The sequence below is a fragment of the Methylobacterium sp. GXS13 genome (assembly GCF_001455965.1).
GTDB lineage: Bacteria > Pseudomonadota > Alphaproteobacteria > Rhizobiales > Beijerinckiaceae > Methylobacterium.
Window position 1 is genome coordinate 25628 of record NZ_LKKO01000033.1, and the last position, 26913, is coordinate 52540.

At 67.8% G+C, this 26913-nt stretch carries 24 protein-coding genes; 14 read left to right on the top strand and 10 right to left on the bottom strand.

Annotated features, from left to right (window positions below; genetic code table 11):
* Nucleotides 1-276 precede the first annotated feature (276 nt).
* Nucleotides 277-639, top strand: coding sequence for a transposase (locus tag AO398_RS12260; protein WP_058192323.1), 363 nt, complete (start codon nt 277-279; stop codon nt 637-639).
* Between the two features lie 20 nt (nt 640-659).
* Here AO398_RS12260 and AO398_RS12265 read toward each other — a convergent pair whose 3' ends face one another.
* Genes AO398_RS12265 through AO398_RS12290 form a run of 6 tightly spaced genes read right to left on the bottom strand, consistent with a single transcriptional unit; the run spans nt 660 to nt 7001 of the window.
* Entirely contained in the window at nt 660-1622 is a 963-nt protein-coding gene (locus tag AO398_RS12265) for an acetamidase/formamidase family protein (protein ID WP_201025752.1), read from the bottom strand.
* A gap of 20 nt (nt 1623-1642) precedes the next feature.
* Nucleotides 1643-2356 (bottom strand): urea ABC transporter ATP-binding subunit UrtE, encoded by a 714-nt coding sequence (urtE, locus tag AO398_RS12270; RefSeq protein WP_058192324.1) that lies wholly within the window; start codon nt 2354-2356, stop codon nt 1643-1645.
* Nucleotides 2353-3063, bottom strand: coding sequence for an ATP-binding cassette domain-containing protein (locus tag AO398_RS12275; protein ID WP_058192325.1), 711 nt, complete (start codon nt 3061-3063; stop codon nt 2353-2355). Before AO398_RS12275 ends, urtE begins: the two co-directional genes overlap by 4 nt.
* Nucleotides 3060-4163, bottom strand: a complete 1104-nt coding sequence (urtC, locus tag AO398_RS12280; RefSeq protein ID WP_058192326.1) for an urea ABC transporter permease subunit UrtC — start codon at nt 4161-4163, stop codon at nt 3060-3062. The genes AO398_RS12275 and urtC overlap by 4 nt, the downstream gene beginning before the upstream one ends.
* Entirely contained in the window at nt 4160-5782 is a 1623-nt protein-coding gene (gene urtB / locus AO398_RS12285; protein ID WP_058192327.1) for an urea ABC transporter permease subunit UrtB, read from the bottom strand. Before urtB ends, urtC begins: the two co-directional genes overlap by 4 nt.
* Nucleotides 5775-7001 (bottom strand): transporter substrate-binding protein, encoded by a 1227-nt coding sequence (locus AO398_RS12290; RefSeq protein ID WP_058192328.1) that lies wholly within the window; start codon nt 6999-7001, stop codon nt 5775-5777. The genes urtB and AO398_RS12290 overlap by 8 nt, the downstream gene beginning before the upstream one ends.
* 510 nt (nt 7002-7511) lie before the next feature.
* On the opposite strand from AO398_RS12290, the gene AO398_RS12295 reads away from it, so the two are divergent.
* The 5 genes from AO398_RS12295 (at nt 7512) to AO398_RS12315 (ending at nt 12662) form a co-directional block, all read left to right on the top strand.
* Nucleotides 7512-8564 (top strand): ABC transporter substrate-binding protein, encoded by a 1053-nt coding sequence (locus tag AO398_RS12295; RefSeq protein WP_058192329.1) that lies wholly within the window; start codon nt 7512-7514, stop codon nt 8562-8564.
* A gap of 4 nt (nt 8565-8568) precedes the next feature.
* Nucleotides 8569-9498, top strand: a complete 930-nt coding sequence (locus AO398_RS12300) for an ABC transporter permease (RefSeq protein ID WP_058192330.1) — start codon at nt 8569-8571, stop codon at nt 9496-9498.
* A gap of 49 nt (nt 9499-9547) precedes the next feature.
* Nucleotides 9548-10324 carry an ABC transporter ATP-binding protein gene (locus AO398_RS12305; RefSeq protein ID WP_244498749.1) on the top strand — a complete coding sequence of 259 codons (777 nt, stop codon included), beginning with the start codon at nt 9548-9550 and terminating at the stop codon, nt 10322-10324.
* 27 nt (nt 10325-10351) lie between these two features.
* On the top strand, nt 10352-11893 hold the full coding sequence (locus AO398_RS12310) for an amidohydrolase family protein (protein ID WP_058192332.1): 1542 nt from the start codon (nt 10352-10354) through the stop codon (nt 11891-11893).
* Nucleotides 11894-12065: 172 nt separating this feature from the next.
* On the top strand, nt 12066-12662 hold the full coding sequence (locus tag AO398_RS12315) for an aspartate/glutamate racemase family protein (protein ID WP_244498745.1): 597 nt from the start codon (nt 12066-12068) through the stop codon (nt 12660-12662).
* Between the two features lie 10 nt (nt 12663-12672).
* On the opposite strand, the gene AO398_RS12320 is transcribed toward AO398_RS12315, so the two are convergent.
* Nucleotides 12673-13407: an aspartate/glutamate racemase family protein gene (locus AO398_RS12320; protein WP_152997507.1), complete on the bottom strand. Its 735-nt coding sequence runs from the start codon at nt 13405-13407 to the stop codon at nt 12673-12675.
* A gap of 261 nt (nt 13408-13668) precedes the next feature.
* Here AO398_RS12320 and AO398_RS12325 point away from each other — a divergent pair, with 261 nt between their 5' ends.
* From AO398_RS12325 to AO398_RS12355, 7 genes are all read left to right on the top strand, one after another.
* Nucleotides 13669-15270 carry an ABC transporter substrate-binding protein gene (locus tag AO398_RS12325; RefSeq protein ID WP_058192333.1) on the top strand — a complete coding sequence of 534 codons (1602 nt, stop codon included), beginning with the start codon at nt 13669-13671 and terminating at the stop codon, nt 15268-15270.
* 4 nt (nt 15271-15274) lie between these two features.
* On the top strand, nt 15275-16246 hold the full coding sequence (locus AO398_RS12330; RefSeq protein WP_058192334.1) for an ABC transporter permease: 972 nt from the start codon (nt 15275-15277) through the stop codon (nt 16244-16246).
* 2 nt (nt 16247-16248) lie between these two features.
* On the top strand, nt 16249-17076 hold the full coding sequence (locus AO398_RS12335; RefSeq protein WP_058192335.1) for an ABC transporter permease: 828 nt from the start codon (nt 16249-16251) through the stop codon (nt 17074-17076).
* Nucleotides 17073-18689: an ABC transporter ATP-binding protein gene (locus tag AO398_RS12340; RefSeq protein WP_058192336.1), complete on the top strand. Its 1617-nt coding sequence runs from the start codon at nt 17073-17075 to the stop codon at nt 18687-18689. The genes AO398_RS12335 and AO398_RS12340 overlap by 4 nt, the downstream gene beginning before the upstream one ends.
* 17 nt (nt 18690-18706) lie before the next feature.
* The gene (locus AO398_RS12345; RefSeq protein WP_201025754.1) at nt 18707-19870 is read left to right on the top strand and encodes an amidase; all 1164 of its coding nucleotides are present in this window, start codon (nt 18707-18709) and stop codon (nt 19868-19870) included.
* Entirely contained in the window at nt 19871-20269 is a 399-nt protein-coding gene (hpxZ, locus tag AO398_RS12350) for an oxalurate catabolism protein HpxZ (RefSeq protein ID WP_058192338.1), read from the top strand.
* A gap of 86 nt (nt 20270-20355) precedes the next feature.
* Nucleotides 20356-21648 (top strand): Zn-dependent hydrolase, encoded by a 1293-nt coding sequence (locus tag AO398_RS12355; protein ID WP_058192339.1) that lies wholly within the window; start codon nt 20356-20358, stop codon nt 21646-21648.
* 15 nt (nt 21649-21663) lie between these two features.
* On the opposite strand, the gene AO398_RS12360 is transcribed toward AO398_RS12355, so the two are convergent.
* Together AO398_RS12360 and AO398_RS12365 are read right to left on the bottom strand one after the other, a co-directional pair.
* Nucleotides 21664-22983, bottom strand: coding sequence for a dihydroorotase (locus AO398_RS12360; protein WP_058192340.1), 1320 nt, complete (start codon nt 22981-22983; stop codon nt 21664-21666).
* Between the two features lie 12 nt (nt 22984-22995).
* Complete coding sequence (locus AO398_RS12365) at nt 22996-23676, bottom strand: aspartate/glutamate racemase family protein (RefSeq protein WP_058192341.1); 681 nt, start codon at nt 23674-23676, stop codon at nt 22996-22998.
* 146 nt (nt 23677-23822) lie between these two features.
* Between AO398_RS12365 and AO398_RS12370 the strand changes: the two genes are divergently transcribed.
* On the top strand, nt 23823-25289 hold the full coding sequence (locus AO398_RS12370; RefSeq protein ID WP_058192342.1) for an amidohydrolase family protein: 1467 nt from the start codon (nt 23823-23825) through the stop codon (nt 25287-25289).
* 19 nt (nt 25290-25308) lie between these two features.
* Here the strand turns inward: AO398_RS12370 and AO398_RS12375 are convergent, their stop codons facing one another.
* Nucleotides 25309-26901, bottom strand: coding sequence for an ABC transporter substrate-binding protein (locus AO398_RS12375; RefSeq protein WP_058192343.1), 1593 nt, complete (start codon nt 26899-26901; stop codon nt 25309-25311).
* Nucleotides 26902-26913 lie beyond the last annotated feature (12 nt).

Sequence of the window (26913 nt, forward strand, 5' to 3'; positions counted from 1 at the left end):
GACGAAAATGGATCGAGTTCCGCTCCACCGCGACGGATGAGCCGCCGGGAGACAACGGTATCCGCGGCCGAGTCAATCCGTGTTGCGCTTCCAGCTTCAAGAAACAAGGACGGTCACTCAGAAACTGAAGCACGGTTCAACGCTGGATAAGGCGATGCCTGCTGGTCTCCTGGGCGAACGGCCTGGGGGGGTGGAAACGTGGTATCGCTGCCGGTCCGCTTCTTGCTCGCCCCGCTCTTGGGCTTCGATCGAGGCCGGTGAACCAGGAGATCCTGCATGCGCCGATCCCTGCACACGGACGAGGAGATCGCGTTCCTGCTCGCGGAGGCCGCGCGCGGCATACCGGTTGCCGAGATTTGCGCGAGCGCCCATGTCTCGCTCGGCACCTACTACCGCTGGCGACGGCGGCTCGGTGGGCTGAAGCCTGCGGGTGTGGCCCGGCTCGCTCAGGTCGAGCGGGAGAATGCCGGACTCCGGGCAGAGGTGCAGCGGCTCCGCGCCGCCCTGCTCCTGCAGCCGGTGCGGGCAGAGCCGATCCGGACGGCCGTGACCGAACGCACGGCCCCCCACCAGGGACCGCGCCATCGCGGCGCGGCCGCCTGTGTCGGCCGCTTCGCCTTCGGGCGAAGCGCGAACTGATCTCTCGAATCCTCGCCGCCTCAGGCGGACTTGGCGGGAGCCGTGCCCAGGGCGGACTTGGGCATGAGCATGTGCACGCCCTTGTTGCCGTCCACTGTCTGGGTGATCCGCAGGTTACCGGCCAGCGAGCACAGCATGTAGGCCTGGTTGCGGGTGAGGCTGGTCCGGGCGCAGACCAGACGCACCATCTCGCGCACCGCCTGTCGCATCGCCTCGTCGAGGCTTTCGTGAAGGCCGATCGACATCAGGTCGGTGGGGGTCTCGGCGAAGGGCCAGGCGCCGGGGAGATCCTTGCGCACTGTGAGCCGGAAGGTGCCGGTGAGTCCCGTCTCCAGGGCGGTGATGCAGACCTCGCCGTCGCCCTGCACGCCATGGCCGTCGCCTGCATAGAAGCAGCCGCCGGGATTGAAGACCGGCAGGTAGAGCGTCGTGCCGACGCGCATCTCCTTGTTATCCATGTTGCCGCCGAAGGCGCGGGGGACCGGCGTGCCGACCCGGCCCCGGGCGGCCGGCGGGGCGGTGCCCATGATGCCGAAGAACGGATCGAGGGGCAGCTCGGTCCCCCAGGGTAGGCGGCAGAGGCCGCTGGCCGTGTCGATGTCGGCGTGGACGGTCTCGTACTCGGTGAACTCGTCCGGCAGGGTGCCAAGCAGCGGCAGGATCGCCACGAAGCCCCAGTCGAGGCGGAACTTGAGGTCGAGGATGTCGACCTGCAGCATGTCGCCGGGCTCGGCCCCCGTCACATGGACCGGGCCCGTGACGAAGTGCGGACCGGGGCCGCGCTCCAGCGTGTCGAGGGCGTGGAGCAGGTCGGCCGGCACCCGGGCCGGGTCGGGGTGGAGCGACTCGCGCCCGCCCGCCGGATGCGAGTGCAGGGTGACAGTGTCGCCGGACGCGACCGTGAGCACCGGCGGCAGCGCCGCGTCGAAGTAGCCGAGCACCATCGTCTCGGGCGTGGCGGGAATCTCGTGATGGGTGGGCACGGCGTCTCCTCGGGTTTCTGTCAGACGACGATGTGACGGGTGAGAGATTCGAGATTCAACGAGCCGGCGTCTCCGCGCTCGACGACGCTGCCCCGGGACAGCACCACCACCGCGTCGGCAACCCGGAGCGCGAAGTCGAGATACTGCTCCACGAGCAGCACCGTGATCCGCCCCTTCAGGCCGGCGATCACCGTCTCGATGGCGGCGACGATCGAGGGCTGGATGCCTTCCGTCGGCTCGTCGAGCAGGATGGCGCGGGGTCGGGTGGCCAGCGCCCGGGCGATGGCGAGCTGTTGCTGCTGGCCGCCCGAGAGCTTGCCGCCCGGGCGGTGCCAGAGGCTGCGCAAAGCCGGGAACAGGACGGCCGCCTCGTCGATCGCGTCGGTGCGATCGAGCCCGTGAGCCCGGGCCGCGACCCGCAGGTTCTCGGCGACCGTCAGGTCGGGGAAGATCTCGCGTCCCTGGGGCACGTAGGCGAGCCCCGCACGGGCGCGCCTGTCGGGGGACAGGCGGGTCAGGTCGGTCCCGTCGAGGGCGATCTGGCCGCGGCTCGCCGGGATCAGGCCGGTGAGGCAGCGCAGCAGCGTCGTCTTGCCGGCGCCGTTGCGGCCGAGCACGGCGAGGCAGGCCCCCGGCTCGACTGCGAGGCCGATCCCGCGCAGCACCTGTGCACTGCCGTAATGCTGGTCGAGCCCCTCGACATCGAGGCGCGCGGGTGCGGGCGCATGGGTCATCGGCCGAGGAAGACCTCGATCACGCGGGCATCGCGCCGGGCGCCGGGCATGCTGCCTTCGTAGAGCGTTCGCCCCTCGTGCAAGACCGTCACCCGGTCGGCGATGGCCTCGACGAAGCCCATGTCGTGCTCGATCACCAGGATCACTCTGTCCGGCCGACGGAGTGCCCGGATCAGCGCGGCGGTATGGGCCGTCTCGGCATCGGACAGGCCGGCCACGGGTTCGTCGAGCAGGAGGAGCCTGGGCTCGGCGGCCAGGACCATCCCGATCTCCAGCCACTGCTTCTCGCCATGCGCCAGGGTGCCGGCGGGCACTGTGGCGCGTGGGGCGAGGCCGATCTCCGCCAGGACGGAAGCGATGCGAGCGGGGCGTTCGCGCGCCGGCAGCGCAGGGCCGCAGCCGATCTCCAGGTTCTCGCGCAGGGTGAGCGCCGGGAAGACGCTCGGCTTCTGGAACTTCCGCCGCACGCCGGCGCGGGCGATCTCGGCCTCGGAGCGCTTGGTCAGGTCGATCCGGTCGCCGAGCATCACCCGGCCGGAGACCGGCTTGGTGACGCCCGAGATCACGTCGAGCAGCGTGGTCTTGCCAGCGCCGTTCGGGCCGATCACGGCCCGCACCTCGCCCGGGTCGACCGCGAGCGACACCGCATCGAGCGCCGTGAAGCGGCCGAAGGCGACGGTCAGGGCCTCGACGGTGAGGGCGCTCATCGGGCGGCCCGCAGCCAGGTTGGGCGTAGGCGCAAACCCACGAGATCGAGCAGGCCGTTCGGCAGGCCCAGCACCACGAGGAGCACCAGCCCCGACAGGATGAAGGGCCACGCCTCCGGCATCGCGGCGCTGAGCCAGAACTTCAGGCCGTTGACGAGGATGGCACCGATCACCGCCCCGCCGAGCCGTCCCAGGCCGCCGATGGCGACCCAGACGGCGATCTCGATGGAAAGATCGGGCGCCAGCACCCGCGGGTTGATGATGCCGACCTGCGGCACGTAGAGGATGCCGGCGAGCGCGGCGATCATGGCCGAGAGGCACCAGATCCCGAGCTTCAACCGGGTGGTGCTGTAGCCGAGGGTGCGCAGGCGGGTCTCGTCGTCGCGACAGGCGAGCATGCGGCGCCCGATTGCGCTGCCGACCAGCACCCGCGCGCCCGCGAGCACCGCAGTCAGCGCCAGCAGGGCCGCGACCGCGAGGCCGGTGACCACGCCGGGCGATCCCATGGGCCAGCCGAACAGCAGTGGGAAACCGGTCCTGCCGTTGTTGCCGCCGAGCCCGGTGTCGTTGCGGTACATCAGCAGCATCGCGACGTAGACGAGCGCCTGGCTGATGATCGAGAAGTAGACGCCGTTGACCCGCGAGCGGAACGAGGCGAGCCCGAACACGAAGGCGACGAGGCCGGCGAGCGCCAGCGCCAGCACGAACGCGTACGGCGCGTGGTCGAGGCCCACCCAGTAGGCCGGCAGGCTCTTCCAGCCCATGAACTGCACGAAATCCGGCAGCGCGCCGGTCACGGCGGCACCGTGGGCCAGCAGGTGCATGGCGCACACATAGCCGCCGATCGCGAAGAACAGCCCATGCCCGAGGCTGAGGATGCCGAGATAGCCCCAGACCAGGTCGAGGGACACCGCGAGGATCGCGAAGGCGGCAAGCTGACCGATGGCGTTGATCAGGTACGGCGCTGGCGGCGCCACCAGAAGGGCGACGGCGGCGGCGAGGCAGAGGCCGACGAGGCCGGCGACCAGGGGATCGCGCACCGCGCGGCGCGCCGGTCCGAGGGGGCTCGCGAGGGCGGTCGTCTGCGCTGCGCCGTTCATCGCCGCCGCCGCACCGCGAACAGGCCCTCGGGCCGGCGCTGCAGGAACAGGATGATGCCGATGAGCACGATCACCTTGGCCGCGACCGCGCCCGAGATCGGCTCGATCAGGACGTTGGCGCCGCCAACCCCAAGGGCCGCCACCAGGGTTCCGGCAAGGCTGCCGACGCCGCCGAGCACCACGACCATGAAGCTATCGACGATGAAGCCAGATCCCATGCCGGGATTGACGCTGTAGATCGGGCATAGCGCCACGCCGGCGAGGCCCGCCAGCCCCGAGCCCAACCCGAAGGCGAGGCGGTCGACCCGGCGGGTCGGCAAGCCCAGGCAGGCGGCCATGTCGCGGTTCTGGGTCACGGCCCGGATGTCGAGCCCCAGCGGCGTGCGGCGCAGGATCAGCAGCGTCAGGACCAGCGTCGCCGCCGCGAAGCCGATCGCGAAGAGGCGGTTCCAAGTGACGACGAAGTCCGCGTAGAGCGGCACGCCGCCGCTGACATAGGCCGGCATGGCGAATTGGAGGTTCTGAGTGCCGACGGTCACGCGCACGAGGTTCACCAGGAACAGGCTCACCGCCCAGGTGGCGAGCAGGCTCATCAGCGGACGCCGGTAGAGGTGGCGCAGGATCAGCGCCTCGACGACGATGCCGACCAGGGCGACCGCCAGGAAGGCGACCGGGATCGCCGCCACGAGGTAGAAGTCGAGCAGCGCGGGGGCGAACCGACGCAGCACCTCCTGCACGCCGTAGGTGGCGTAGGCGCCGAGCATGATGAACTCGCCCTGCGCGAGGTTGATCACGCCCATCAGCCCAAAGATGATCGCGAGCCCGGCCGCCGCCATGAAAAGGATACTGGCGAAGCTCAGGCCGTTGTAGAGGATCGCGAGGCCATCGCCGATCGTGACCGCACGCCCGACCTTGGCGAGACCCGCATCGAGGGCGGCCCGGAAGGCTGGGTCGGAACCGTAGGCGGGGTCGCCCTTCAGTGCGGCGAGCCGCGCCGCGGCGGCCCCGGACGGGCTCGCGGCCACGGCGGCGATCGCCGCCCGGCGCCGGGTCGGATCGGGCGAGGACAGGGCGGCGCCCTGGGCGAGGCCGGCGATCGTCCCCTTCAGAGCAGCATCTGTCTCCGCGTTTCGCGCCCGATCGAGCACCGCCGCCGGGACGGTGGCGATGCGCCGTTCCAGGACCGCAAGACCGGCAGAGCGCGCTGCGGGCGTCTCTTCGGTGAGCAGCGCCACCACGCCGCGTGCGGTCTCGACGGCGGCACGCTGGCGCAGGCCGAGGACCGGCGCGCGTGCCTCGGCGGACGGCCGCGGCGCGCCGGTCACGGCGTCCTGGCCCCCCGCCGCATTCGGGCTCTCGAGCAACAGGGCACCGTCCGGCGGGCAGGTGAGGCGCCGCTCGGCGAGGGCGCCGAGAAGCCCCCCGGCGAAGGCGAGGTCGTCCGCCGGCAGATCGCCGCCGGCGCGGACGAGCCCCTCGGCGGCGCCGACCTGCGCGGCGCCATCCTTGCACAAGGACCCGGCGAACATCGTCCGGTCGAGCGGCGCTGCGGAGGCTGGGATTGCCAGGAGCGCCAGATACCAGAGCGCCAGGAGAGCACGCCGAATCGGATCAACCATAGGGGCTGAACGGGACCGGCTTCGGCGCGTCGGCGGATTGCACGAGCACGTCGAAGCCACGCTTCTCGTTGACCGACCCGATGAAGACGCCGCGGGAGACGTAGTTGTTCTCCCCCGTCATGGTCAGCGTGTAGCCCGACGGGTCGTCGAAGCTGAGGCCCGCGAAGGCCTCGCGCACCTCTGGAACCGCGAAGGAGCCCGCCTTGGCGGCGGCCAGCGCCCAGAGATGGACGCTGTCGTAGGCCGAGACCATCGGATCGATCACCGTATCTGCACTGAATGGGACGTTCTTGGCCTTCACGTATGAGGCCCAGTCACCGAGGAACGTCTTGTTCCGCTCGCCCTTGGCGGCCTGGAGATAGGCCCAGCAGTTCAGGTGGCCGACGAGCTTGCCGGTATCGAGACCCTCGAGATCCGCTTCCACCATGTCGAGCCCAAGGATCGGCACGTCGGTGGCGCTGATGCCCTGGTTGGCGAATTCGCGCAGGAAATCGGGGATCGAGGAGCCAACGACGGTCAGCACCACGATCGGCTGGCCCCCGGGCTGGCTGGCGAAGCTGCGCACCTGGTTCACGAGGGTCTGGAAGTTCGAGAAGCCGAAGGGGACGTATTCCTCGCGCCACGCACTTTCCGGGACCCCCTTGCTCTTCCAGTAGCCCTTCAGCTGCTTGTTGATCGTGCGCGGCCAGACGTAGTCCGAGCCGATCATGAAGAAGCGCTTCGCGCCGACGCCGTCCTGACCCATCAGGTAGTCCACCGCCGGCAGTACGGAGCTCGCGGGCGGCGAGTTCACGTAGACGACGTTCTTGGAATTCTCGTCGCCCTCGAAATGGAGCGGGTAGAACAACAACCCGTCATTCTGCTCGACGACGGGCAGCACCGATTTACGGGACACGGAGGTCCAGCAGCCGAACAGGGCCGCGACCTTCTCCTGCTGCAGCATCTGCCGTCCGACCTGCGCGTAGAGTGGCCAGTCCGAGGCCGGATCGGAGGTCAGCACCTCGATCTGGCGGCCGTTGACGCCGCCGCGGCCGTTGATCTCGTCGGCGGCCATGCGGACCACATGGTTCAGCCGGCCCTCGATATTGGCCATCGTGCCGGATGACGAGAACAGGCAGCCGAGCTTGACGGTGTCGGCGGCGAAGGCCGGCCGGATGAGAGCCGGCGCCGCGAGCAGCGCCGCGGTGCCGACGAAGCTGCGCCGCGTGAGATGCGTCATCGATCCCGAAGCTCCCAAGGATTGAGCGCCCGATTGTCGACCGATGTTCGGTAACCGGGAAGGTCAAAGAGGCTGCAGGCCGGCGAGGATCTTGCGCATATTGACGGCACATGCGCGCACGAATGGCGGTCTTCGGCTGAGAACGTCAAAATTATCGTATCAATTACGAGTTTCTCAACCGTCGGAAACGGGGCGCGACTTCGTCAAAATCACGAGGGCAGGTGCATCCAGCCCACGTCACCGGGGCGCAGGAATGCCTGCGCCGGTCGAGGCGCGTCCTACCAGACGTTTCGGTCGCGAATGGCACGCTTCTTGTGAGCATCACATCAGCGCAGCGTCGCGCAAAGCGACGACTACGGGTTGGTGTGCCGTCGATACTGTGAGGTGCCGGGTGACCGGATCTCCGCGACCGCTTTGCCCCAATCACGACCTCGACATAGTCGCGCGTCCGGCCGGGAGCCGGCGCACCGCCTGAAAGACTCCGACATCCGCCTCCTGAGGAGAGCCGATATGTGCGACCGTCACGGCGATTATCGCGTTCCCGATTTCTCACGGTTCAAGCCCAGCCGCAGACGCTTTCTCGGCGGAACTGCCGCGGCACTCACGCTCGCCGTGGGGCCCGGCACGATCGGCCGGATCGCGGCGGCCACCGGCATCCGGGCGACGCACGGGACCGGCTTCTGCAATTTGAACTTCTTCCTGGCCGAGGCGATGCAACTCGCCAAGGACGACGGTCTCACCATCGACTTCGTGAACACGCCGACCTTTTCGGATCAGGTCACCTTCCTCGGGATGGGTCAGGTCGATGCCGGCGTGATGCCCTATACGAGCTTCATGGCACTCTACGATGCGGGTGCCCCGGTGAAGATCGTGGCGGGCGGCGGCATCGAGGGCTGCGTGCTCGTAGCCCAGCCGGGCCTCGACAGTCCGGAGAAGCTCAAGGGCAAGACACTCGGCACCTTCCAGCTCGATACGCTCGAAGTACTGCCCTACGACTGGCTGAAGAAGAACGGCGTCGCCTTCAAGGACATCACGGTCCGCTACATGGGGTCCACCCCGGAGGCCGTGGAGGCGTTCCGCGCCGGCGCCCTCGACATCATCTCCACGATCGAGCCCTACGGCACGGCGCTGCTGACCGACGTGAAGGGCGCCGTAAAGCTCTCCGACGGCACCGACATCTACGGCAAGGGCTATACTGACTGCGTGCTCGCCGTGCGCAATGAGCTGATGGCCAAGAAGCCGGGCGCCGTTAAAGCTCTGATCAAGAGCATGATGAAGGCTCAGGCCCTGGCCGAGGGCGACCCCCAGGCCGCCCTGAACAAGCTCGTCGGCTCCTACTACAAGACCTCGATGAGCAACGCCCAGCTCGCCATGGGCCGGCAGCCCTCGGTGGTGGACGCACGCAACCAGACCCAATTCATCCTCGACCGGACCGATTCCGTCGCCGAGATGGGCTACATCAAGAAGAAGCCCGGCCGCGACGCGATCGACTGGACGCTCTTGGAGCAAGTTATCGCCGAGAACCCTGATCTCTACGGCAAGCTCAAGCTGAAGTCGGCCTGAGCGGATGGCCATCGATCTTGCCCGCGCCGCCGCCGTTCCGCACGGCCAGCCGCGCCTCCCGTTCGCGCAGCGCCTCGCTCTGCCCGACGGGCTCGTCCCGCTTCTGCAACGGATCGGCTGGATGCTGGTCTCAGTCGGCTGCTTCGCCGGCCTCTGGGAGCTGCTCTGGGCGTTCGGCATCGCCGATGCCAAGCTGCTGCCGCCGCCGCACATCTTCCTCGGCAACCTCGTAGAGCAGGCACGCTTCTTCAACACCGCCCAGCGCTGGCAGATCGGCACCGGGATGACCGCCGGCCCAAGCCCCGCCATGGCGGTGTTGATCACAGTGATGGCCTCTACCGGCCGGGTGTTGGCAGGACTGTTCCTGGCCGCGACCCTGTCGATCCTCGTCGGCGTGACGATCCGCTATTTCGTGCTGTTCGAGCGGCTGACCTTGCCGACCATCACGCTCCTGGCGCCGGTCTCGCCGATCGCGTGGCTGCCGGTGGCGATCTTCATGTTCGGGATCGGCAACGCTCCGGCGATCTTCATGGTGTTCATCGCCCTATTCTTCACGATGGTCCTCTCCACCGTCCATCAGATCGACGGGGTCAACCGGAACTACATCAACGTCGCCCGGACGATGGGTGCGTCGAAGCGCCAGATCTATGCACGAGTGATCGTGCCGGCGATCCTGCCGGGGCTTCTGGCAGTGCTTCGTCTCAACCTGTTCGGGGCCTGGATGGTGGTCCTCGTCGCCGAGGCGACCGGCGTTGGCTACGGGCTCGGTCAGGTGATCATGCTGGCGCGTAACACCTTCAACCCGTCGCTAGTCTTCTTCACCATCACGCTGATTGGCCTCCTCGGCTTTGCCTTTGATCTGCTGTTTCGGCTGGTTCAGCGGCGGATGCTCTACTGGCTGCCACGCGCCGCGGGATCTTCCCTTGGACTCTGACCATCTCTCCGTTACCGATCGCCCGGCCGTGTCCGGCCAGAACGACGCTGTGTCCTGCCGCGGCGTTTCCAAGGTCTGGGCCGCCGGCACCGCCCGCGCCCACGAGGCCCTGCGCGACATTGACCTCGACGTGCAGCCCGGCGAGTTCGTGGTGTTCCTCGGCCCATCCGGCTGCGGGAAGAGCACGCTGCTCTACCTGATCGCCGGGCTCGAGGCCGCCACAGGGGGGCGGATCCAGTCCTTTGGCGAACCGGTGGCTGGACCATCCCCCGAACGCAGCCTGATCTTTCAGGAGACTTCGCTCTTCCCCTGGCTCAGCGTCTGGCAGAACGTCAGCTTTGGCCTATCGCTAAAGGGTGTTCCGGAATCGGAGCGCCGAAGCATCGCGCGAGCCGCCCTCCAGCGGGTCGGCCTCGTCGAGGCGTTCGACAAGCGGCCCGACGAGCTGTCGGGGGGCATGCGTCAGCGCGTAGCGGTTGCCCGGGCGCTGGCCATGCGCCCCAAAGTCCTTCTGATGGACGAACCCTTCGCGGCGCTCGACGTGCAGACCCGCCAGAAGATGCAGGACTTCCTGCTCGATGTCTGGCGCGATAGCGGCGCCTCGGTGCTTTTCGTGACCCACCACATCGACGAGGCGGTGGCGCTGGCCGACCGAGTGGTGGTGTTCACCGCGCGTCCGGGCCGGATCAAAACGATCGTGGTCAACACCCTGCCGCGCCCCCGCAACCCTTTCTCGCCCGGTGCCGAAGCAATGCGGCGGCATCTCACCGAACTCCTGCGTGATGAGGTCGATCGGGCCTTCGCCGAGCAGGAAGCACTCGCCTGACCAATTCCGACCATAACGGACCGAAGCATGGCCACATCGTTGATTCGCAGCCGGCGGATGATCACCCGCACACTCGACCGTGAGCGGTGGGAGGAGGTCGCCGATGGAGCTGTGCTCCAGAAGGACGGGGTGATCGAAGCGGTCGGCACCTACGCGGAGCTGCATGCGCGCTATCCCGACGCGCCCGTGATCGGCTCGGGCCGCGAGATCCTGCTGCCTGGCTTCGTCAACGGGCACCACCATGTCGGTCTGACGCCGGTCCAGCTCGGCTCCCCCGACATGCCGCTTGAGCTTTGGTTCGTCACCCGCATGGTGGCGCGCAACCTGAACCTCTATCTCGACACTCTCTACTCGGCCTTCGAGATGGTCGGCTCCGGGATCACCACGGTCCAGCACATCCACGGGTGGATGCCCGGCTCTTTGGAGGAGGTCGAGGCGCGCTCGAACGAGGTGCTGCGTGCCTATCGCGACATCGGCATGCGGGTTTCGTACTGCTTCGCGGTGCGCGACCAGAACCGACTCGTCTACCAGGCGGACATGGATTTCGTGGCGAGCCTGCCGACCTCGCTTCAAGATCCGATGAAGCGCTGGTTCGAACGCTTCCAGATGTCACTGGAGGACAATTTCGCGCTATTCCGCAGCCTGCATTCAGGCCAGACCGGGGCTGCACGGGCCAAGATCCAGCTTGCCCCGGCCAACCTCCACTGGTGCTCCGACGCGGCGCTCGAGGGTCTGTCCGGGCTCTCCGAATCCTACAATGTGCCGATGCACATGCATCTGGTCGAGACCGCCTACCAGAAGGCCTACGCAGAAAAGCGCAGCGGCGGGACGGCAGTGGAACATCTCGACCGGTTCGGCCTGCTCGGGCCGCGTATGACGCTCGGCCATGGCGTCTGGCTGAACGAGGCCGACATCGACCGCGTGGCCGCGACCGGAACCTGTATCTGCCACAACTGCTCCTCGAACTTCCGGCTGCGTTCGGGGGTGGCGGCTTTGAACCGCTTCGAGGCGAAGGGCATCAACACCGCGATTGGACTCGACGAAGCAGGCATCAACGACGATCGCGATATGCTCCAAGAGATGCGGCTTGTGCTGCGCGCCCACCGGGTGCCCGGCATGGACGAGGCCGACGTGCCGGGCATGGCCCAGGTGCTGCGCATGGCGACTGTCGGAGGCGCCCGCACCACCGGCTTCGGCGACAGCCTCGGCACGATCGAGGTCGGCAAGGCCGCCGACCTCGTGCTGTTGGACTGGGACCAGATCGCATATCCCTACCTCGACGCCGAGACGCCGCTGCTCGACGCGGTGATCCAGCGCGCCAAAACCGGCGGCGTCACGACGGTGCTGTGCGACGGCGAGGTGCTCTACGCTGATGGCCGTTTCACCCGGGTCGACCGCGACGCTGCCCTGAAGGCGCTGCACGACGACTTGGCACGCGCCCTGTCAGACGATGAGGTCGAGCGGCGTCAGCTCTCCAAGGCCCTCCTTCCTCACGCCCGGCGCTTTTACGCCGACTATATCGACCCCGCTCGGCACGAGCCGTTCTACCGCCCGAGTTCGCGCGTCTGAGGCGTGCGAATCCTCCTCGTCAACCCGAACACCTCGGCGGCCATGACGGCCCGGATGGAGGCCGCCGCCGCCAATGCGCTGGCCCCGGACGTGCGGCTCACCGCACTGACGGCGGCGCACGGCCTCCCCCTACATCGCGAGCCGAGCAGATGCGCAGCTCGCCGGCGCAGCGGTGCTGGAGACTCTAGCCGAACATCAATCCGGCTTCGACGCCGCCGTGATCGCGGCCTTTGGCGATCCCGGCCTGATCGCAGCACGCGAGCTGTTCGACCTGCCCGTCGTTGGGATGGCCGAGGCGGCGATGCTCACCGTCTGCATGCTCGGCCAGCGCTTCGGTGTCGTGACGTTCTCGGGCGCTCTGCTGCCCTGGTACGAGGATGCGGTGCTGCTGGCCGGACTCTCTGCCCGATGCGCCTGCGTCCGATCTGTTGCGGCCGGCTTCCGGTCCGTCACGGAGGTGCAGCACGCGCTTGAGGCCGAGATCATCGCCCTCGCGAACCGAGTTGTGACCGAGGGTGGTGTCGACGCGGTGATTCTGGCCGGAGCGCCGCTGACCGGCCTGGCCGCTCGGATTGCCGAGGCGGTCCCGGTGCCGCTGATCGATCCGCTCTCTGCCGCGCTTGGGCAGGCGCAGGTCATGGTCCGGCTCGGCGTGAAGCCCCCGCGGGCGGGCCGCTTCGCACGTCCGCCGGCCAAGCCGGCCACCGGCTTCGCGCCGTCCCTGCGGCGGTGGATCGAGCGCCGCAAAGCCGATGATGACGCCTGCTGAGGCAGGTCGCTCAGGCAGTCGCGAACACTTCGCCCCATCCAATGATTGCCTCGGTGCGCGCCCCGGCAAGGTCTATCGCCTTCCACAGGCTGACCGCTACCGAATCGTAGACTGGGATGCCCAGTTCGGCCTCCAGGGCGGCCCCGGCCGCGCCGCCCGCGAGGTTGGTGCAGACGATAGCCGCGGCCTGCGCCCCCTCTGCCGCGACGGCGCGCACCATGCCTGCAATCTCGGTTGCGCCGGCCAGAGCGAATTCGAAGTTCTCTGAGAGACCGAGATGCCGCTCTGCCGAGCAGTCGAACCCGCCGGAGCGCCAATTCGCCTGGATCCGCGCCTGGACGTCCCCGGTATAGGGGGTCACCAGCCCAATGCGTTCGATGCCGCGTCGCCGAAACAGGTCGCGGAAAGCAAGCGCGGAGGTCGAGGCCGGCACGCCGGTTCGCTCGGTCACCGCCGCTGCGAGCGCCACGTCATTGTCGAAGCCAAGCCAGGCACCCGCAGTCCCGTTCCAAAGGATCGAGGCGACTCGCGCATCGGCGAGCAGGTCGGCGGCCGCGAGCATCGGCTCCTGCGCGAATTGGCCCAGTGCGACGGCTGACAGGCCGATCTGCGTCACGCGCACGCGTGAAAAATGGGCCGTGACCGCGTCCTGTCCGGCCAGCATGCGCGCCGTCATCGGTTCGAGCACACTGTTCGACGAAGGGGTAAGCATCCCGAGCCTGATCGTCCGTCCGGATTCGAGCATCGTGTTCAATGGCTCCAAACGCGAGCCAGGGACGGCTCGGTCGCAGCTCATGGCAAGGTTCGTTCCGAGGCGGAACTCAGGCATCCGGCATCGGAGATAAAGACTTATTTCCAGTTTGCTTTCACGCGGTCTTCGATGCCGTGCGCAGATCCCCCCGATCAATCGACATCATAATGGGATGAATTTGTCCTCCCGGTGGCACGACCGTTGCTGAAGCCCCCTCAACTTCAGGAGTCCTTCGGCTTGTCTCGCACATCTCACTTGACTGATTTCTCCCGCCGCACGGTGCTGGCGCTCCCACTCGGTCTCGCCGCGGCCTCGAGCGGCGCAAGCGCAGCCGAACCGAAGCGGGGCGGCACGATGGTTATGATCGTGCATCCAGAGCCTTCGACCTTAGCTCATTACGCCGTGTCGGCCGGCAACATCCCGCCGATTGCCACGCAGGTCTATGAAGGACTGTGCACCTACGACTGGGATTTGAACCCACGGCCCAACCTCGCCAAGTCGTGGGATGTCGCACCGGACGGCAAGACCATCACATTCACACTTCAGGAGGGCGTGACCTTTCACAACGGCAAGCCGCTCACTAGCGCGGACGTGCAATACTCCTTCATGGAAATCCTGAAGAAGTATAATCCTGTCGCCCCAGTAATGCTTGCAGAACTGGTAGCAGTCGATACGCCCGATCCGATGACCGCGGTGCTGCGCCTCGCCAACCCTGCCCCGTACATCATGAAAGCGCTTTCGGGGCGCGACCTGCCGATCCTGTGCCGATCGGTGTTCGAGGGAACCGATGTCCTTCAGAACCCGACCGCCAACAAGCCGATTGGGACCGGCCCGTTCAAGTTCGTGAGCTGGGAGCGCGGTCAGTCCGTGCGGCTCGACCGCAACGAGAATTACTGGAAGCCAGGGCTGCCGTACCTCAATCGTATCGTCGCCCGCTTCATCCCGGATGCCGCAACGCGTTCGGCCGCCATGGAGGCCGGGGAAGCCCATTTCGCCGGCTACAGCGCGGTGAACTATGCCGATCTCGCGCGGATGAAGACCAATCCAGTCCTCGACCTGACGACCCAAGGCTACGAGATGACGCCGGCCCAGAGCGTCCTGGAGTTGAACGGCCGCCATCCGCAGCTCCAGAAGAAGCCGGTGCGCCAAGCCATCGCCTACGCGATCGACCGCAACGTCATCCTCAGGGACGTGATGTTCGGTTATGGCCTGCCCGCCTCGGGTCCGCTCAGCCGCAAATTTAAGACGGCTGGCCTCTACACCGACGACGTGCGTCAGTATGACGTGCCGGATCGATTGGAGATCGCCAACCGCCTGCTCGATGAGGCCGGTGCGCCCCGCGGAGCGGGCGGGATACGTTTTGCCCTGCACCTGGAAGTGAACTCGTTCGGCGAGCAGTGGCTGCGGCAGGCCGAGTACCTCAAACAGGCGCTGGGCGGGGTCGGAATCGACGTGACACTCCGTTCGGAAGACACCGCGACTTGGCTGCGGCGCGTCTATACGAATTACGATTACGACATCAACGAGCCGTTTCTGAGCCAGGGCGTCGATCCGGTCTACGGGTTGAACAAGCAGTTCCTGACATCGCAGATCCGAAAAGGTGTCACCTTCGTCAACGACACGTTCTACGCGAACCCAGAGGTCGACCGGATGCTCGGCGAGGGCGCGCGCGAGTTGGACCCAGAAAAGCGCGGGGCGATCTATAAAAAGGTCCAGCAGATCCTGGCCGAGGACAGCCCGATGATCTGGCTGATCGACGTGCAATACGTGAGTGTCTTCAACCGGCGCCTCAAGGATCACACCACCGGACCGCTGGGCACACAACAGGCGTTTGAGCGAGCCTGGATGGATAAGTAATCCCGTGCGGCTCGCGCGCTTTCTCGGTCATCGGCTTCTGCTGGCGATCCCGGTGATCCTGGGCATCGTCGTGCTGAATTTTTTCCTGATCCACCTGGCGCCGGGCGATGCGGCGTCGGTTCTGGCTGGCGAGAGCGGGGCGGCCAGCCCGGAATACATGGAGCAGCTGCGGCACAAGTTCGGCCTCGACCAACCGATGGCGACGCAGTTCGGCGTCTACCTGCTCAACATGCTGCACCTCGATCTCGGCTACTCATTCCGAAACGACAGCCCTGTGGCAAGCCTGATCCTCGACCGGCTGTGGCCGACGAGCCTGCTGATGCTGACCGCCTTCGGGACCGCCTTGGTCATCGGCACGCTTCTGGGCCTCGCGGCCGCGACCGGGCGCAATTCCTGGCGCGACGCGGTGATCTCGCTCGTCAGCCTGGTGGCCTATGCCACGCCGGGATTCTGGCTCGGCCTGATGATGATCGTGATCTTCGCGATCCGGCTCGGCTGGCTGCCCACCAGCGGCTTCGACACGGTGGGGGCCGACAACGAGGGCTGGGACGAGGTCTGGGATGTCGGGCGTCACTTGGTCATGCCGGCCGTTGCCCTCTCGCTCTTCTACCTCGCCGTTTACGCCCGGGTGATGCGCGCCTCCGTCCTGGAACAGGTCGGCATGGACTACGTCACCACGGCCCGGGCCAAGGGTCAGACCGAGACCCGGGTGATGACCGGCCACGTCCTGCGCAACGCCCTACTGCCGGTGGTCACCATGGCGGGGGTACAGGCCGGCAATCTGATCGGCGGCTCGATCGTGGTCGAGACGGTGTTCGGATGGCCCGGGGTCGGCACCCTGGCCTTCAACGCCCTCCAGTCGCGCGACCTCAACCTGCTGCTCGGCATCTTCTTCGTCTCTGCCTGCCTCGTGGTGGTGATCAACCTCGCCGTGGACCTCGTCTACGTCTGCCTCGATCCCCGGATGGAGCTGTAGCGATGCGGTCCGCTCTGGCGCGGTTCGCGCGCAACCGACTGGCGCTCCTCGGAGCGGCCGTGCTGCTCGGGCTGCTTGCCCTCGTGGCGCTCACCCCGCTGCTGTTTCCCGACGATCCGTTTCGCCTGGTCGGGCCCGCGCTCCAGCCGCCGGGCGGCCGGTTCCTGCTCGGCACCGACACGCTCGGGCGGGATGTCGCCGCGGAGATCGCCTACGGCGCGCGCACCTCGCTAATGATCGGGCTCGGCGCGACGCTTGCCGCGATCCTGTTCGGAACCCTCGTCGGGGGATTGGCCGGCTATTACCGGGGCGGCGTCGAGATCGCGCTGATGCGGCTCACAGAGTTTTTCCAGACGATCCCGGCCTTCGTGCTGGCGATCCTCATCGTGGCGATCCTGTCGCCGTCGCTCACCAGCGAGATCGTGGCCATCGCAGCGGTCTCCTGGCCGGGCATCGCCCGGCTGGTGCGGGGCGAGTTCGTGGCGCTTGGCGGGCGCGAGTTCGTGCTCGCCTGCGACGGCCTCGGGGCGGGCGACGCCCGCATCATCTTCCGCCACATGCTGCCGAACTGCGCCTCGGCGATCATCGCCGTGGGGTCGCTGCTGATCGGCACGGCGATCCTGATCGAGGCAGGGCTCGCGTTCCTTGGGCTTGGCGACCCGAACGTGATGAGTTGGGGCCTGATCATCAGTGCCGGACGCGCGGTTCTGCGCTCGGCGTGGTGGATCTGCACCTTCCCCGGCATCGCAATCCTGCTCACCGTCCTCGGCATCAATCTCGTTGGCGATGGCTTGAACGAGGCAATGAACCCGAGGCTCCGCGAGCGATGAGCGACTCCGTCCTAGACATCAAGAAGCTGACGATCGCGTTGCCCTCAGGCGCGGACAGGCCGAACGCGGTCACCGACGTGGACCTCGTGCTGCGTCCGGGCGCCGTCACTTGCCTCATCGGCGAGAGCGGATCGGGCAAGTCGCTGGTGGCGCGCGCGATCCTCGGATTGCTGCCCGGGCCGCACGTGCGCGTCTCCGGCGGGCGCATCGACTTTGAGGGCGAGAACCTCGTGACGATCACGCCGAAGCAGATGCGCCGCATCCGGGGGGCGCGCATCGCGATGATCTTCCAAGAGCCGATGACGGCTCTCAACCCGCTTCACACGATCGGGCGCCAGCTTGACGAGGTCCTGCGAATCCATACGGCGCTCGGCCGCGCCGACCGGAGGGCTCGGGTCGTCGCGCTTCTCGACAGCGTCCACCTGCCGGAGCCCGCTCGGCTCCTGCGCTCCTATCCCCACCAGCTCTCCGGCGGCCAGCGCCAGCGCGCGATGATCGCCATGGCGCTGGCGCTGAACCCACGGCTTCTCATCGCCGACGAGCCGACCACCGCGCTGGACGTGACCACCCAGGCGCAGATCCTTCTCCTGATCCGGGAATTGCAGTGTGAGCACGGGACCAGCGTCCTGTTCATCACACACGATTTCGGGGTGGTCGCCGACATCGCCGACACGGTCGCGGTGCTGCAGAAGGGCACCCTGGTTGAGCAAGGCCCCGCAGCTTCGGTTCTTGGCGCCCCGAAGCATCCCTATACGCGCACCTTGATCGCGGCGGTGCCCAGGCTGGCGCCGCCGTCGCAACGACCGCCCAGCACGGCCCCCCTGGTGGTCGAAGCCCGGGCGGTCGAGAAAACCTACGGTGCGCGCGGCCTGTTCGGCGGGCGCATCACCCGCGCGCTCGACGGCGTCGATCTGGAGTTGCGGCGGGGGGAGACCCTGGGGCTCGTCGGCGAGAGCGGCTCGGGCAAGAGCACTCTGGCGCGGGCGATCACCCGGCTGATGCCCGTCGATAGCGGCGAGATCCTTCTCTCTGGGCACAGCGTCGGCGCGCTGACCCGCCGCCAGATGCGTCCGCACCGCAAGCGGGTGCAGATGGTGTTCCAGGACCCCTACGGATCCCTCGACCCGCGCCAGCGCGTCGTCGACATCGTGGCCGAAGGCCCGATCATCCATGGCACCATGCCGGAGGTCGCCAAGGCTCAAGCCCGCGAGATGCTGGCGCGGGTCGGCCTCGACCCCGCGGCGGCGCAGCGCTTCCCGCACGAATTCAGCGGCGGCCAGCGTCAGCGGATCGGCATCGCCCGCGCCTTGGCCATGCAGCCCGAGGTGCTGGTGGCCGACGAGCCGGTCTCAGCCCTGGACGTCTCAGTGCAAGCCCAGGTTCTGGCTCTGCTCGCCGACATTAAAGCGCGGTTGCACCTCAGCATGGTGTTCGTGACCCACGACCTGCGCGTCGCCCTGCAGGTCTGCGACCGGATCGCCGTGATGCGGGCCGGCCAGGTGGTCGAGGTCGCGCCCACGTCCGAGATCTTCTTCGCGCCTAAGCACCCCTACACCCGGGCGCTGTTTGCAGCCGTGCCCGGCGCCCAATGGCAGGAATCGATCCCCGCATGATGCCCGAGCAGTCCGCCATGTCGACCGACCCATTCCTGCCGGGGCCGCGCACCCGCGTCGTCGGCTCCGCGACCGGGCCGCTCGCTGGGCTCGGCTTCGCCGTGAAGGACCTGATCGACGTCGCCGGGATCCCCACCGGTGGCGGCAACCCGGATTGGCCGCGCATCTACCCGACTCCGGCGCGACACGCCTGGGCGGTACAGACGCTCCTCGACGCGGGCGCTTCGGTGGTGGGCAAGACCGTCACCGACGAGGTCTCGTTGGGGATCCTCGGCGAGAATGCCCATGACGGCACCCCGCTGAATCCAGCTGCACCGGACCGGGTGCCCGGTGGTTCATCCAGCGGCTCGGCGTCAGCTGTAGCCTCGGGAGCCTGTGACTTCGCGCTGGGCACCGACAGCGGGGGTTCCGTGCGTGTGCCGGCGAGCTTCTGCGGCCTCTACGGGATCCGCCCGACGCATGGTCGCATCGATTTCTCCGGGATCTGCGTCCAGGCTCCGAGCGCCGATACCTGCGGCTGGTTCGCCCGCAATCCGAAGACCTTCGCTCAGGTCGGCGAAGTCCTGTTCGGCGCGGCGATGCCGGATCGGCTGCCAGATACGCTGCTTGTGGCCGCGGATGCGCTCGGCTTCGCCGACGCCGCGGTGCAGCAGACGCTAACACCGTTCATCGACCGTCTGGCCGCCCTGATCGGTAACCGGCGCGACGTGACGATGGCGCCGCAGGGCCTGTCAATGTGGCAGCGAGCACAGCGCGTCCTGCAGAGCAGCGAGGCGTGGCAGACCTTCGAGCCCTGGCTCGACACCCACAATCCGCGCCTCGCCTTCTCCGTAGCCCGAGCGCTCGTCCAGGGCTCGATGATGACGGAGGCCGAGCGCAGCGCCGCGAACCTGATGCGGATCGAGGCACGGGCGCGCATGGCACGGCTTCTGCCCACCGGGACCATCCTGTGTCTTCCAACCACACCGTTCCCGGCCCCAAGGCGCGGGCTACCACTTAGTGTGCTCAATCCGCTGCGTGAGCGCATCAGTTGCCTGACGAGCCACGGCGGCCTCACGGGCGTCCCGCAGGTGAACATTCCGGGCGGGCAGGTCGATGGCGCCCCGGTGGGCTTGTCGATCATCGGTGCGCGCGGATCCGACCTCAACCTAATCCGCACCGCTCTCGCCCTGGAGGCCTAGATGGACGCGACCGTAAACCGCCCCGAAGTCGTGGCCGAGGTCTCGGCCCTGTTCGAGCGCTACGAGCAGGCACTGATCGACAAGGAGGTCGCGGTTCTGGACGCGACCTTCTGGGACAGCCCTCACACGATCCGCTACGCCGTGGGCGAGAATGGCTATGGCTTCGCGGCGATTCATGCCGCTCGCATCGCGGCCGATACACCGCCTGGGGGGACCAAGGAGGCACGCATCCGGCTGGAGATCCTGACGATCGGCTCAGACGTCGCCATCGTAAACCTGGAGTTCAAGCCGCGCGGCAAGCCCGGTATAGGGCGCCAAAGCCAGACATGGATGCGCCTGCCCAATATCGGGTGGAACGTGGTCTCCGCACACGTGTCGATCATCGCCGTGCAGGCCTGAACCAATACTGCCGGGCGATCATTGGGAGCCCAACGAGACCGGCGTGACGGGCGGCGAGATTTCTGTCCCGGCCAGGGAGAAACCCATTGGAACAAGCATCCGTCATTGCTCTCCGCCAAGCGGTCCGCCAGCAACGAGGGCGGGCGGAGCATCTGTTGACAGAGCTCGCCTGCTGCGGCCGGAACGATCCTGGGTTCACCCGGCCCTCGTACAGCCCGGAGGAGACCGAAGCCCACGCTCTCGTGATGCGCAGCGCAGATGATCTAGGTTTGTCCATCCGCCAGGATGCCGCCGCCAATACTTACATGACGCTACCAGGCAGGAACCGCACCCTGCCACCGATTCTAATCGGCTCCCATCTCGACACCGTCTCGCACGGCGGCAACTTCGACGGGGCCGCCGGGGTCGTCGCCGGGCTCGCGGCTGTCGCGGCGATCCAGAGCCTTGGACTGACCCCGGACCGCGATATCACCGTCATGGCCGTGCGCGCCGAGGAGAGCGTCTGGTTCCAGGTATCCTACCTTGGAAGTCGAGCGGCACTTGGCACTCTGCCGGAGGGAGCACTGGCCATCACTCGGGTCGATACAAGGCGCGACCTCGCCAATCACATCGCGGCCTCCGGCGGTGATCCCGAGGCCCTGCGCGGAGGTGCGCCGCCGCTCGATCCGTCCGCGATCCACGCCTTCCTGGAGGTGCATATCGAGCAGGCTCCGAGTCTCGTCGAGGCCGGGATCGCGGTCGGCATCTGCACCGGGATCCCTGGCAACTTCCGCTATCCGGATGCCCAGATCCTCGGCCGCTACGACCATGTTGGCACGCCCCGGCGGTTCCGGCGCGACGCTGCCATGGCCGGCGCGGAGATCGCTCTGGCGCTTGACCGGATCTGGCAGGCCAACGAAGAGGCCGGCCGCCCTATGGCCGTCACGTTCGGGCGGTTCCACACCGACGGTGCAGCCCACGGGCTGACCACAGTCCCGGGCGAGTTTCGGTTCAGCCTGGACGTACGCGCCTATGAGGCGAACATGCTTGCTAAGATCGAGGAACAATTTCTTTCCCAGGTCGCGACAATCGTGGCGCGCCGCAATGTCGAGATTGTACTCGGCCCGCGCGCCGAGGTGGCGGTCGGAGAAGTCTCGTCGCCGATCCGCGGCGGTCTCGAGGCCGCGGCTACAGCCCTTGGCATCGCCACCATTCCCCTCGGCAGCCCGGCCTCGCATGATGCTGCGGCCTTCGCCAAAGCTGGTGTTCCGATGGCGATGCTATTCGTGCGCAACGCTAACGGCAGCCACAACCCCGATGAGGCCATGGAGATAGACGACCTAATGGACGCCGTCGCGATCCTCACCACCTGGCTGGTAGCCGAAACCAGATGCGATTGATCGGGGCGCCTCGGCTCAGCCGGAGAAGCGCACCAGGCGCCCGACCGGATCGCCCAAGACCTCGTCATCGTGCATGACGGATTTGCCTCGGACAATAGTGGCGACCGGCCATCCGATCACGCGCAGTCCCGCGAAAGGAGTCCAACCGCAGGGCGACGCGATCCAGGATTCTTCTATGGTGCGACGTGCCTTCAAATCCACCAGGGTGAAATCCGCGTCGTATCCGACTGCGATGCGCCCCTTACCAAGCAATCCGTAGACACGGGCCGGGCCGGCCGCCATCAGGTCGACGAGGCGCGCCAGCGACAGGCGCCCAGCTGCGACATGGTCGAGCATGACCGGGACTAAGGTTTGGACCCCGGTCAGGCCGGCCGGACAGTCGGGCCAGGGCCGCTCCTTGGCTGCCCGGGCATGGGGTGCGTGGTCGCTGCCGATCGTATCGACGGTCCCGTCTTGCACGGCGGCCCAGGCAGCAGCCCGATGGCGCTCGCCGCGGATGGGAGGATTCATCACTCCGAACCCGCCGAGCCTGTCGTAGCAGTCGGGCGCCACCTGGGTCAGGTGGTTGACCAAGACCTCGACGGTCGCGATGTCGCGATAGTCCCGGAGGTATTCGAGTTCCTCGGCGGTGGACACGTGGAGGATGTGCGTCGCTCGGCCGGTCTTACGGGCCAGTGCCATCAGGCGTCGGGTCCCCAGGAATGCGCATTCCTCGTCACGCCACTCCATGTGGGTCCGGTGCGGCTGCCCCCGGCTGAAGAGCGGCTTGCGCGCCTGGAGGCGATATTCGTCCTCGCTGTGGAAGGCTATGCGCCGATGGCCGGACCGCATCGCCCGCTCGAGATGCGCGTCGTCCTCGATCATCAGGGAGGCTGTGGAGCTCCCCGCGAAAACCTTCACGGCGCAGACTCCGGGCTCGCGCTCGAGCGCGGCGAGTGCGTCGATGTTGGTCTTGGCGCCGGCCACGTACAGGCCGATGTCGCACCAGCTGCGGCCAGCGATGTAGTCGCGTTTCCAGGCGAGGCGCTCGAAATCAGCGATCGGCGGATCGGTGTTGGGCATGTCGAACAGGGTGGCGATCCCGCCCAAAACCGCAGCCCGCGTGCCGCTCTCGATCGTCTCCACGGCCGGATTGCCGGGATCGCGCAGGTGTACATGACTGTCGATCAGGCCCGGCAGGACATGCAAGCCGTCGGCGTCGATCAGCACCTCCGCGGTCTCGCCGACTGGCGCTCCGATGGCTACGATGCGCCCATCGCGAACGCCGATATCGGCGACTTCGGCGCTCCAGGGCGTCACGCAGGTGCCGCCGCGGATCAGCAGGTCATAGTGCATCGGCATTCCTCCCTAAGGGGCCGCCCGAAGCAGTACAGCCCCGAGGGCTGCGGCGACGGCCTGCTGACAGGGTTCGACGACCGGGCGCCCGATCGCGCGCTCGACCGCTATCCGGTGGGGCGCCATGCCGGCACAACCGAGCACGATGGCGTCGGCGCCGTCCTGCTCGATCAGGATCCGGGCCGCCGCGATTAGACGTATGCGGATGGCCTCGTCCGCCATCTCGGCCGCCAGCGCCTCAATCGGCCGGCTGCCGGCATAGCGCTCCCCGAGGCCCATCTGGCGGACCATCCGGCGCTGGCGGCGCACGCTGCCCTCCGACAGCGCCACAATGCCGAAGCGCTCACCGAGGGTGAGCGAGCGAAGGATCCCCCATTCGGCGATGCCCATCACCGGCCGGCCGGCGGCGACCTCGCGGGCGGTCTGCAGACCCGGGTCGCTGAAGCAGGCGATGACGAAGGCGTCCGCCGAATCCTCTGCGATGCGCCGCGCCAGCGGCATCACCACATGATCCGCGTCCTGCTGCGAGGAGATGCTCTCGGGCCCTTCCGGCAGATCCGTCACGGTGATGTCGGGACCGCTCGGCAGGCGCAGCGGCGCCAGCGCCGCATCGATGGCGGCCGTCACGGTTCGGGAGGAATTCGGGTTGATCACCAGGATGCGCGCCGGCCTGATGGCGCCGGGATTGGGCATGCCTCCTCCTGTTCGTCCCGCCAAGAGCTGCCTTGCCGCCGACGGACCGATCCCGATCTAGCGAGATTCGGGCCGCGCCACCTTCGACGCTCGCCCGATCGGGCACTGATCTTGCCCCCGGACCCGACCCGGTTAGGAGGTTCTCGATGCACGACAGCGATGCGGACAAGACGGCCGGCGTAACCCTGGTGAAAGGGGCCCGGTGGGTCGTCGCCTGGGATCCCGACAGCGGCGGCCATGTCTATCGCACCGGCGCGGACGTCGCCTTCGAGGACGGCGCCCTCATCCATGTCGGTCCGAACTACGCGGGGGCCCCGGCCGTCCGGACCGTCGACGCATCCGGCTGCATGATCATGCCCGGGCTCGTGGACATCCACACGCACCTGTTCTCGGAACCGATGAACAAGGGCATGTGGGACGAGGTCGGCAGCCCACGGCTCTACAATACTTCGCTCTACGAGTACTTGCCGATCCTGCGTCCGGATGTGGAGGGCACGCGGGCCGCCTATGGGGTCGCGCTGGCCGAGCTGGCTCTCTCGGGAGTCACGACCGTGTGCGACCTCGCCCTGCCGAGCGAGGGCTGGCTCGACCTCCTCGGAAGCTCGGGCCTGCGAGTCTGCATCGCCCCGATGTTCCGGTCCGGCCGCTGGCTAACCCGGAACGGCTACAGCGTGGAGTACGAATGGGACGAGGTCGCCGGCCGACGCGGCCTGGATCAGGCCCTGGCCGAGATCGAGGGAGCGGAGGCGCATCCGAGCGGACGTCTCTTCGGTATGCTCTGCCCGGCGCAGGTGGACACCTGCACGGCGGAGCTGATGCGAGATGCCCATGCCGAGGCGGTGCGGCGCGACCTGCGCTTCCACACCCATGCAGCGCAGTCCCTGTCGGAGTTCCACGAGATCACCCGCCGCACCGGCATGACGCCGATCGAGTGGCTCGACGATCTGGGGGTGCTCACCGAGCGCACCATCGTGGGCCACGGGATCTTCCTCGACGACCATCCCTGGACCCACTGGCACAGCCCGGGCTCGGACATGCGGCGCTTGGCCGAGCGCGGCGCCACGGTAGCCCATTGCCCGACGGTCTTCGCCCGCCGCGGCATCGCACTCAATCATTTCGGCCGCTACGTCCAAGCCGGCATCAACATGGGCATCGGCACCGATGTCTATCCGCACAACATGCTCGACGAGATGCGCCTTGTCTCGTACCTCGCCCGGGTCGTGGCTGAGAACCCCCGTGACACCCGCGCGGCGGACGTGTTCCACGCCGCCACAATCGGCGGGGCCCGGGCGCTGGGGCGCTCCGACATCGGCCGGCTAATGCCGGGCTGCAAGGCTGACTTCGTGCTCGTGGACTGCGCGCATCCCGCCATGCGGCCGTGCCGCGACCCCGTGCAATCGCTGATCTATTCGGCGGCCGACCGCGCGGTGCGGCAGGTCTTCGTCGATGGCCGCGAGATCGTGCGCGACGGCCGCGTACTGACGGTCGATTACGCGGCCGCCGCCGCAGCCCTTGAGGAAGCGCAAGGTCGCGCGCTCGCGCAGATCCGGCAGCTGGACTGGGCGGGGCGCGGCCCCGACGCCATCGCCCCGCCGACCTTCCCGGGGCTGTGAGGCCTCGGCGCCGCGAGCTTCAGGCGGGCCGCACGTTCCAGAAAGTCGGAAACCCGTCGAGGATCCCGGTGAGGCCTGAGCGATAGGCGGTCGGCTGCAGGTACTGGCCAAGGGGATAGTAGGGCACGTCCTCCATGGCCTGGAGCTGGATGTCCCGGCAGAGGGCGGCGCGCGCCGCCTCGTCCGGGGCCGTGAACCACGCCTCGCGCAGGGCTTCGATCCGCGGCGTCGTGGCCCAGCCGGCATAGCCGGTCTCGCCGGTTCCCCGCAGGGCGATGTAGCCGGCGGGATTGAGCCAATCCGTACCGGACCAGTTCGTGACGAAGGCGCTCCAGCCGCCCTCGGAGACCGGCCCCTTGCGGTTGCGCCGCTGCAGCATCGCGTTGAACTCGACCGCGTAGACCTCGACATTCATGCCGACGCGTTGCAGCAGGTCGGCGGCGACTTGGCCGAGTGCCAGGAGCGGCGCCGAGTTCGACGGCACCATCAGCAGCACGGTCTCGCCGGCATAGCCGGCAGCCTTGAGGTCGGCGCGCACCTGGGCCGGATCGCGTGGCGTCGTGAGCGGCGCGAGCCCGTCGGTCGAGGCCATCGGCGTGTCGGGACAGAAGAAGCCGAGCGGCACGTGGAACAGGCCGGGATCGTCGGCGCCCACGACGCCCTGCATGCAGGAGGTCTGGTCGATCGCCCCCCAGAGCGCCCGCCGGATGGCCGGGTTGTTGAAGGGCGGCTGCAAGTGGTTGACCCGCAGCATCGTCACGAAGCCGGTCGAATCGAGTACGCGGGTGCTCACGCCCTTGGCCGCTTTCAGCAGCCCCAGTTGGTCATGCGAGGCGTATTCCTGCCAGTCGGCCTCGCCGGCGATCAGCGCGGAGGTCGCCGTGGAGGTGTCGCCGATGACGCGCCACTCGACTCGGTCGTAGTGGGCGACCTTTGGACCTGAGGTCCAGGTGAGCCGGCCGTCCTTGCGGGGCACGTAGCCCTCGAAGCGGGTGTAGACGGTCCGGTCACCGGGCACCCGCTCGTCCGCCTTGAAGCGGAACGGCCCGGAGCCGATGAGTTCGGGCACCTGTTGGAACGGGTCCGTGACGGCGAGGCGCTCCGGCATCATCGCGCAGACCGGCACCGAGGCTTTGCCCAGCGCGATCGGCAGGAGCGGGAAAGGGCGCTTGAGGTGGAACCGAATGGTCCGATCATCGGGCGCCGACAGCTCGTCCGTCGCCTCCAGGAGCGAGCCACCGAAGGGGTCGCGCTTGGCCCAGCGCCGCAGGGAGGCCACGCAGTCGCGGGCGAGCACACGGGCTCCGTCGTGGAAGAGGAGGCCGTCGCGCAGGGTCAGATCCCAGCGGCGCCCATCCGCCTCGACACGATGGCCATCGACCATCTGGGGCGTGGCGCGGAAAGAGGCGTCCATGCCGTAGAGCGTGTCGAAGACCATGTAGCCATGGTTGCGGGTGATGTACGCGAAGGTCGTGACCGGATCGAGGGTCACGAGGTCCTGCTGCGGGATGAAGCGCAGGGTGGAGGCGGTAGCCGCCCTGACCAGGGCTGGGGCCGCGACCGCGTTGGCGACCACGGCGCCCGCACCCTGCAACAGCGTCCGTCGCTTCATGGAAGACTTCCC

Excerpts from the sequence above, each read along its gene's own strand:
- AO398_RS12260 (WP_058192323.1), top strand. The coding sequence starts at position 277 with ATGCGCCGATCCCTGCACACGGACGAGGAGATCGCGTTCCTGCTCGCG.
- urtE (WP_058192324.1), bottom strand. The coding sequence starts at position 2,356 with ATGACCCATGCGCCCGCACCCGCGCGCCTCGATGTCGAGGGGCTCGAC.
- AO398_RS12275 (WP_058192325.1), bottom strand. The coding sequence starts at position 3,063 with ATGAGCGCCCTCACCGTCGAGGCCCTGACCGTCGCCTTCGGCCGCTTC.
- urtC (WP_058192326.1), bottom strand. The coding sequence starts at position 4,163 with ATGAACGGCGCAGCGCAGACGACCGCCCTCGCGAGCCCCCTCGGACCG.
- urtB (WP_058192327.1), bottom strand. The coding sequence starts at position 5,782 with ATGGTTGATCCGATTCGGCGTGCTCTCCTGGCGCTCTGGTATCTGGCG.
- AO398_RS12290 (WP_058192328.1), bottom strand. The coding sequence starts at position 7,001 with ATGACGCATCTCACGCGGCGCAGCTTCGTCGGCACCGCGGCGCTGCTC.
- AO398_RS12295 (WP_058192329.1), top strand. The coding sequence starts at position 7,512 with ATGTGCGACCGTCACGGCGATTATCGCGTTCCCGATTTCTCACGGTTC.
- AO398_RS12300 (WP_058192330.1), top strand. The coding sequence starts at position 8,569 with ATGGCCATCGATCTTGCCCGCGCCGCCGCCGTTCCGCACGGCCAGCCG.
- AO398_RS12310 (WP_058192332.1), top strand. The coding sequence starts at position 10,352 with ATGGCCACATCGTTGATTCGCAGCCGGCGGATGATCACCCGCACACTC.
- AO398_RS12320 (WP_152997507.1), bottom strand. The coding sequence starts at position 13,407 with ATGCTCGAATCCGGACGGACGATCAGGCTCGGGATGCTTACCCCTTCG.
- AO398_RS12335 (WP_058192335.1), top strand. The coding sequence starts at position 16,249 with ATGCGGTCCGCTCTGGCGCGGTTCGCGCGCAACCGACTGGCGCTCCTC.
- AO398_RS12340 (WP_058192336.1), top strand. The coding sequence starts at position 17,073 with ATGAGCGACTCCGTCCTAGACATCAAGAAGCTGACGATCGCGTTGCCC.
- AO398_RS12345 (WP_201025754.1), top strand. The coding sequence starts at position 18,707 with ATGTCGACCGACCCATTCCTGCCGGGGCCGCGCACCCGCGTCGTCGGC.
- hpxZ (WP_058192338.1), top strand. The coding sequence starts at position 19,871 with ATGGACGCGACCGTAAACCGCCCCGAAGTCGTGGCCGAGGTCTCGGCC.
- AO398_RS12360 (WP_058192340.1), bottom strand. The coding sequence starts at position 22,983 with ATGCACTATGACCTGCTGATCCGCGGCGGCACCTGCGTGACGCCCTGG.
- AO398_RS12365 (WP_058192341.1), bottom strand. The coding sequence starts at position 23,676 with ATGCCCAATCCCGGCGCCATCAGGCCGGCGCGCATCCTGGTGATCAAC.
- AO398_RS12370 (WP_058192342.1), top strand. The coding sequence starts at position 23,823 with ATGCACGACAGCGATGCGGACAAGACGGCCGGCGTAACCCTGGTGAAA.
- AO398_RS12375 (WP_058192343.1), bottom strand. The coding sequence starts at position 26,901 with ATGAAGCGACGGACGCTGTTGCAGGGTGCGGGCGCCGTGGTCGCCAAC.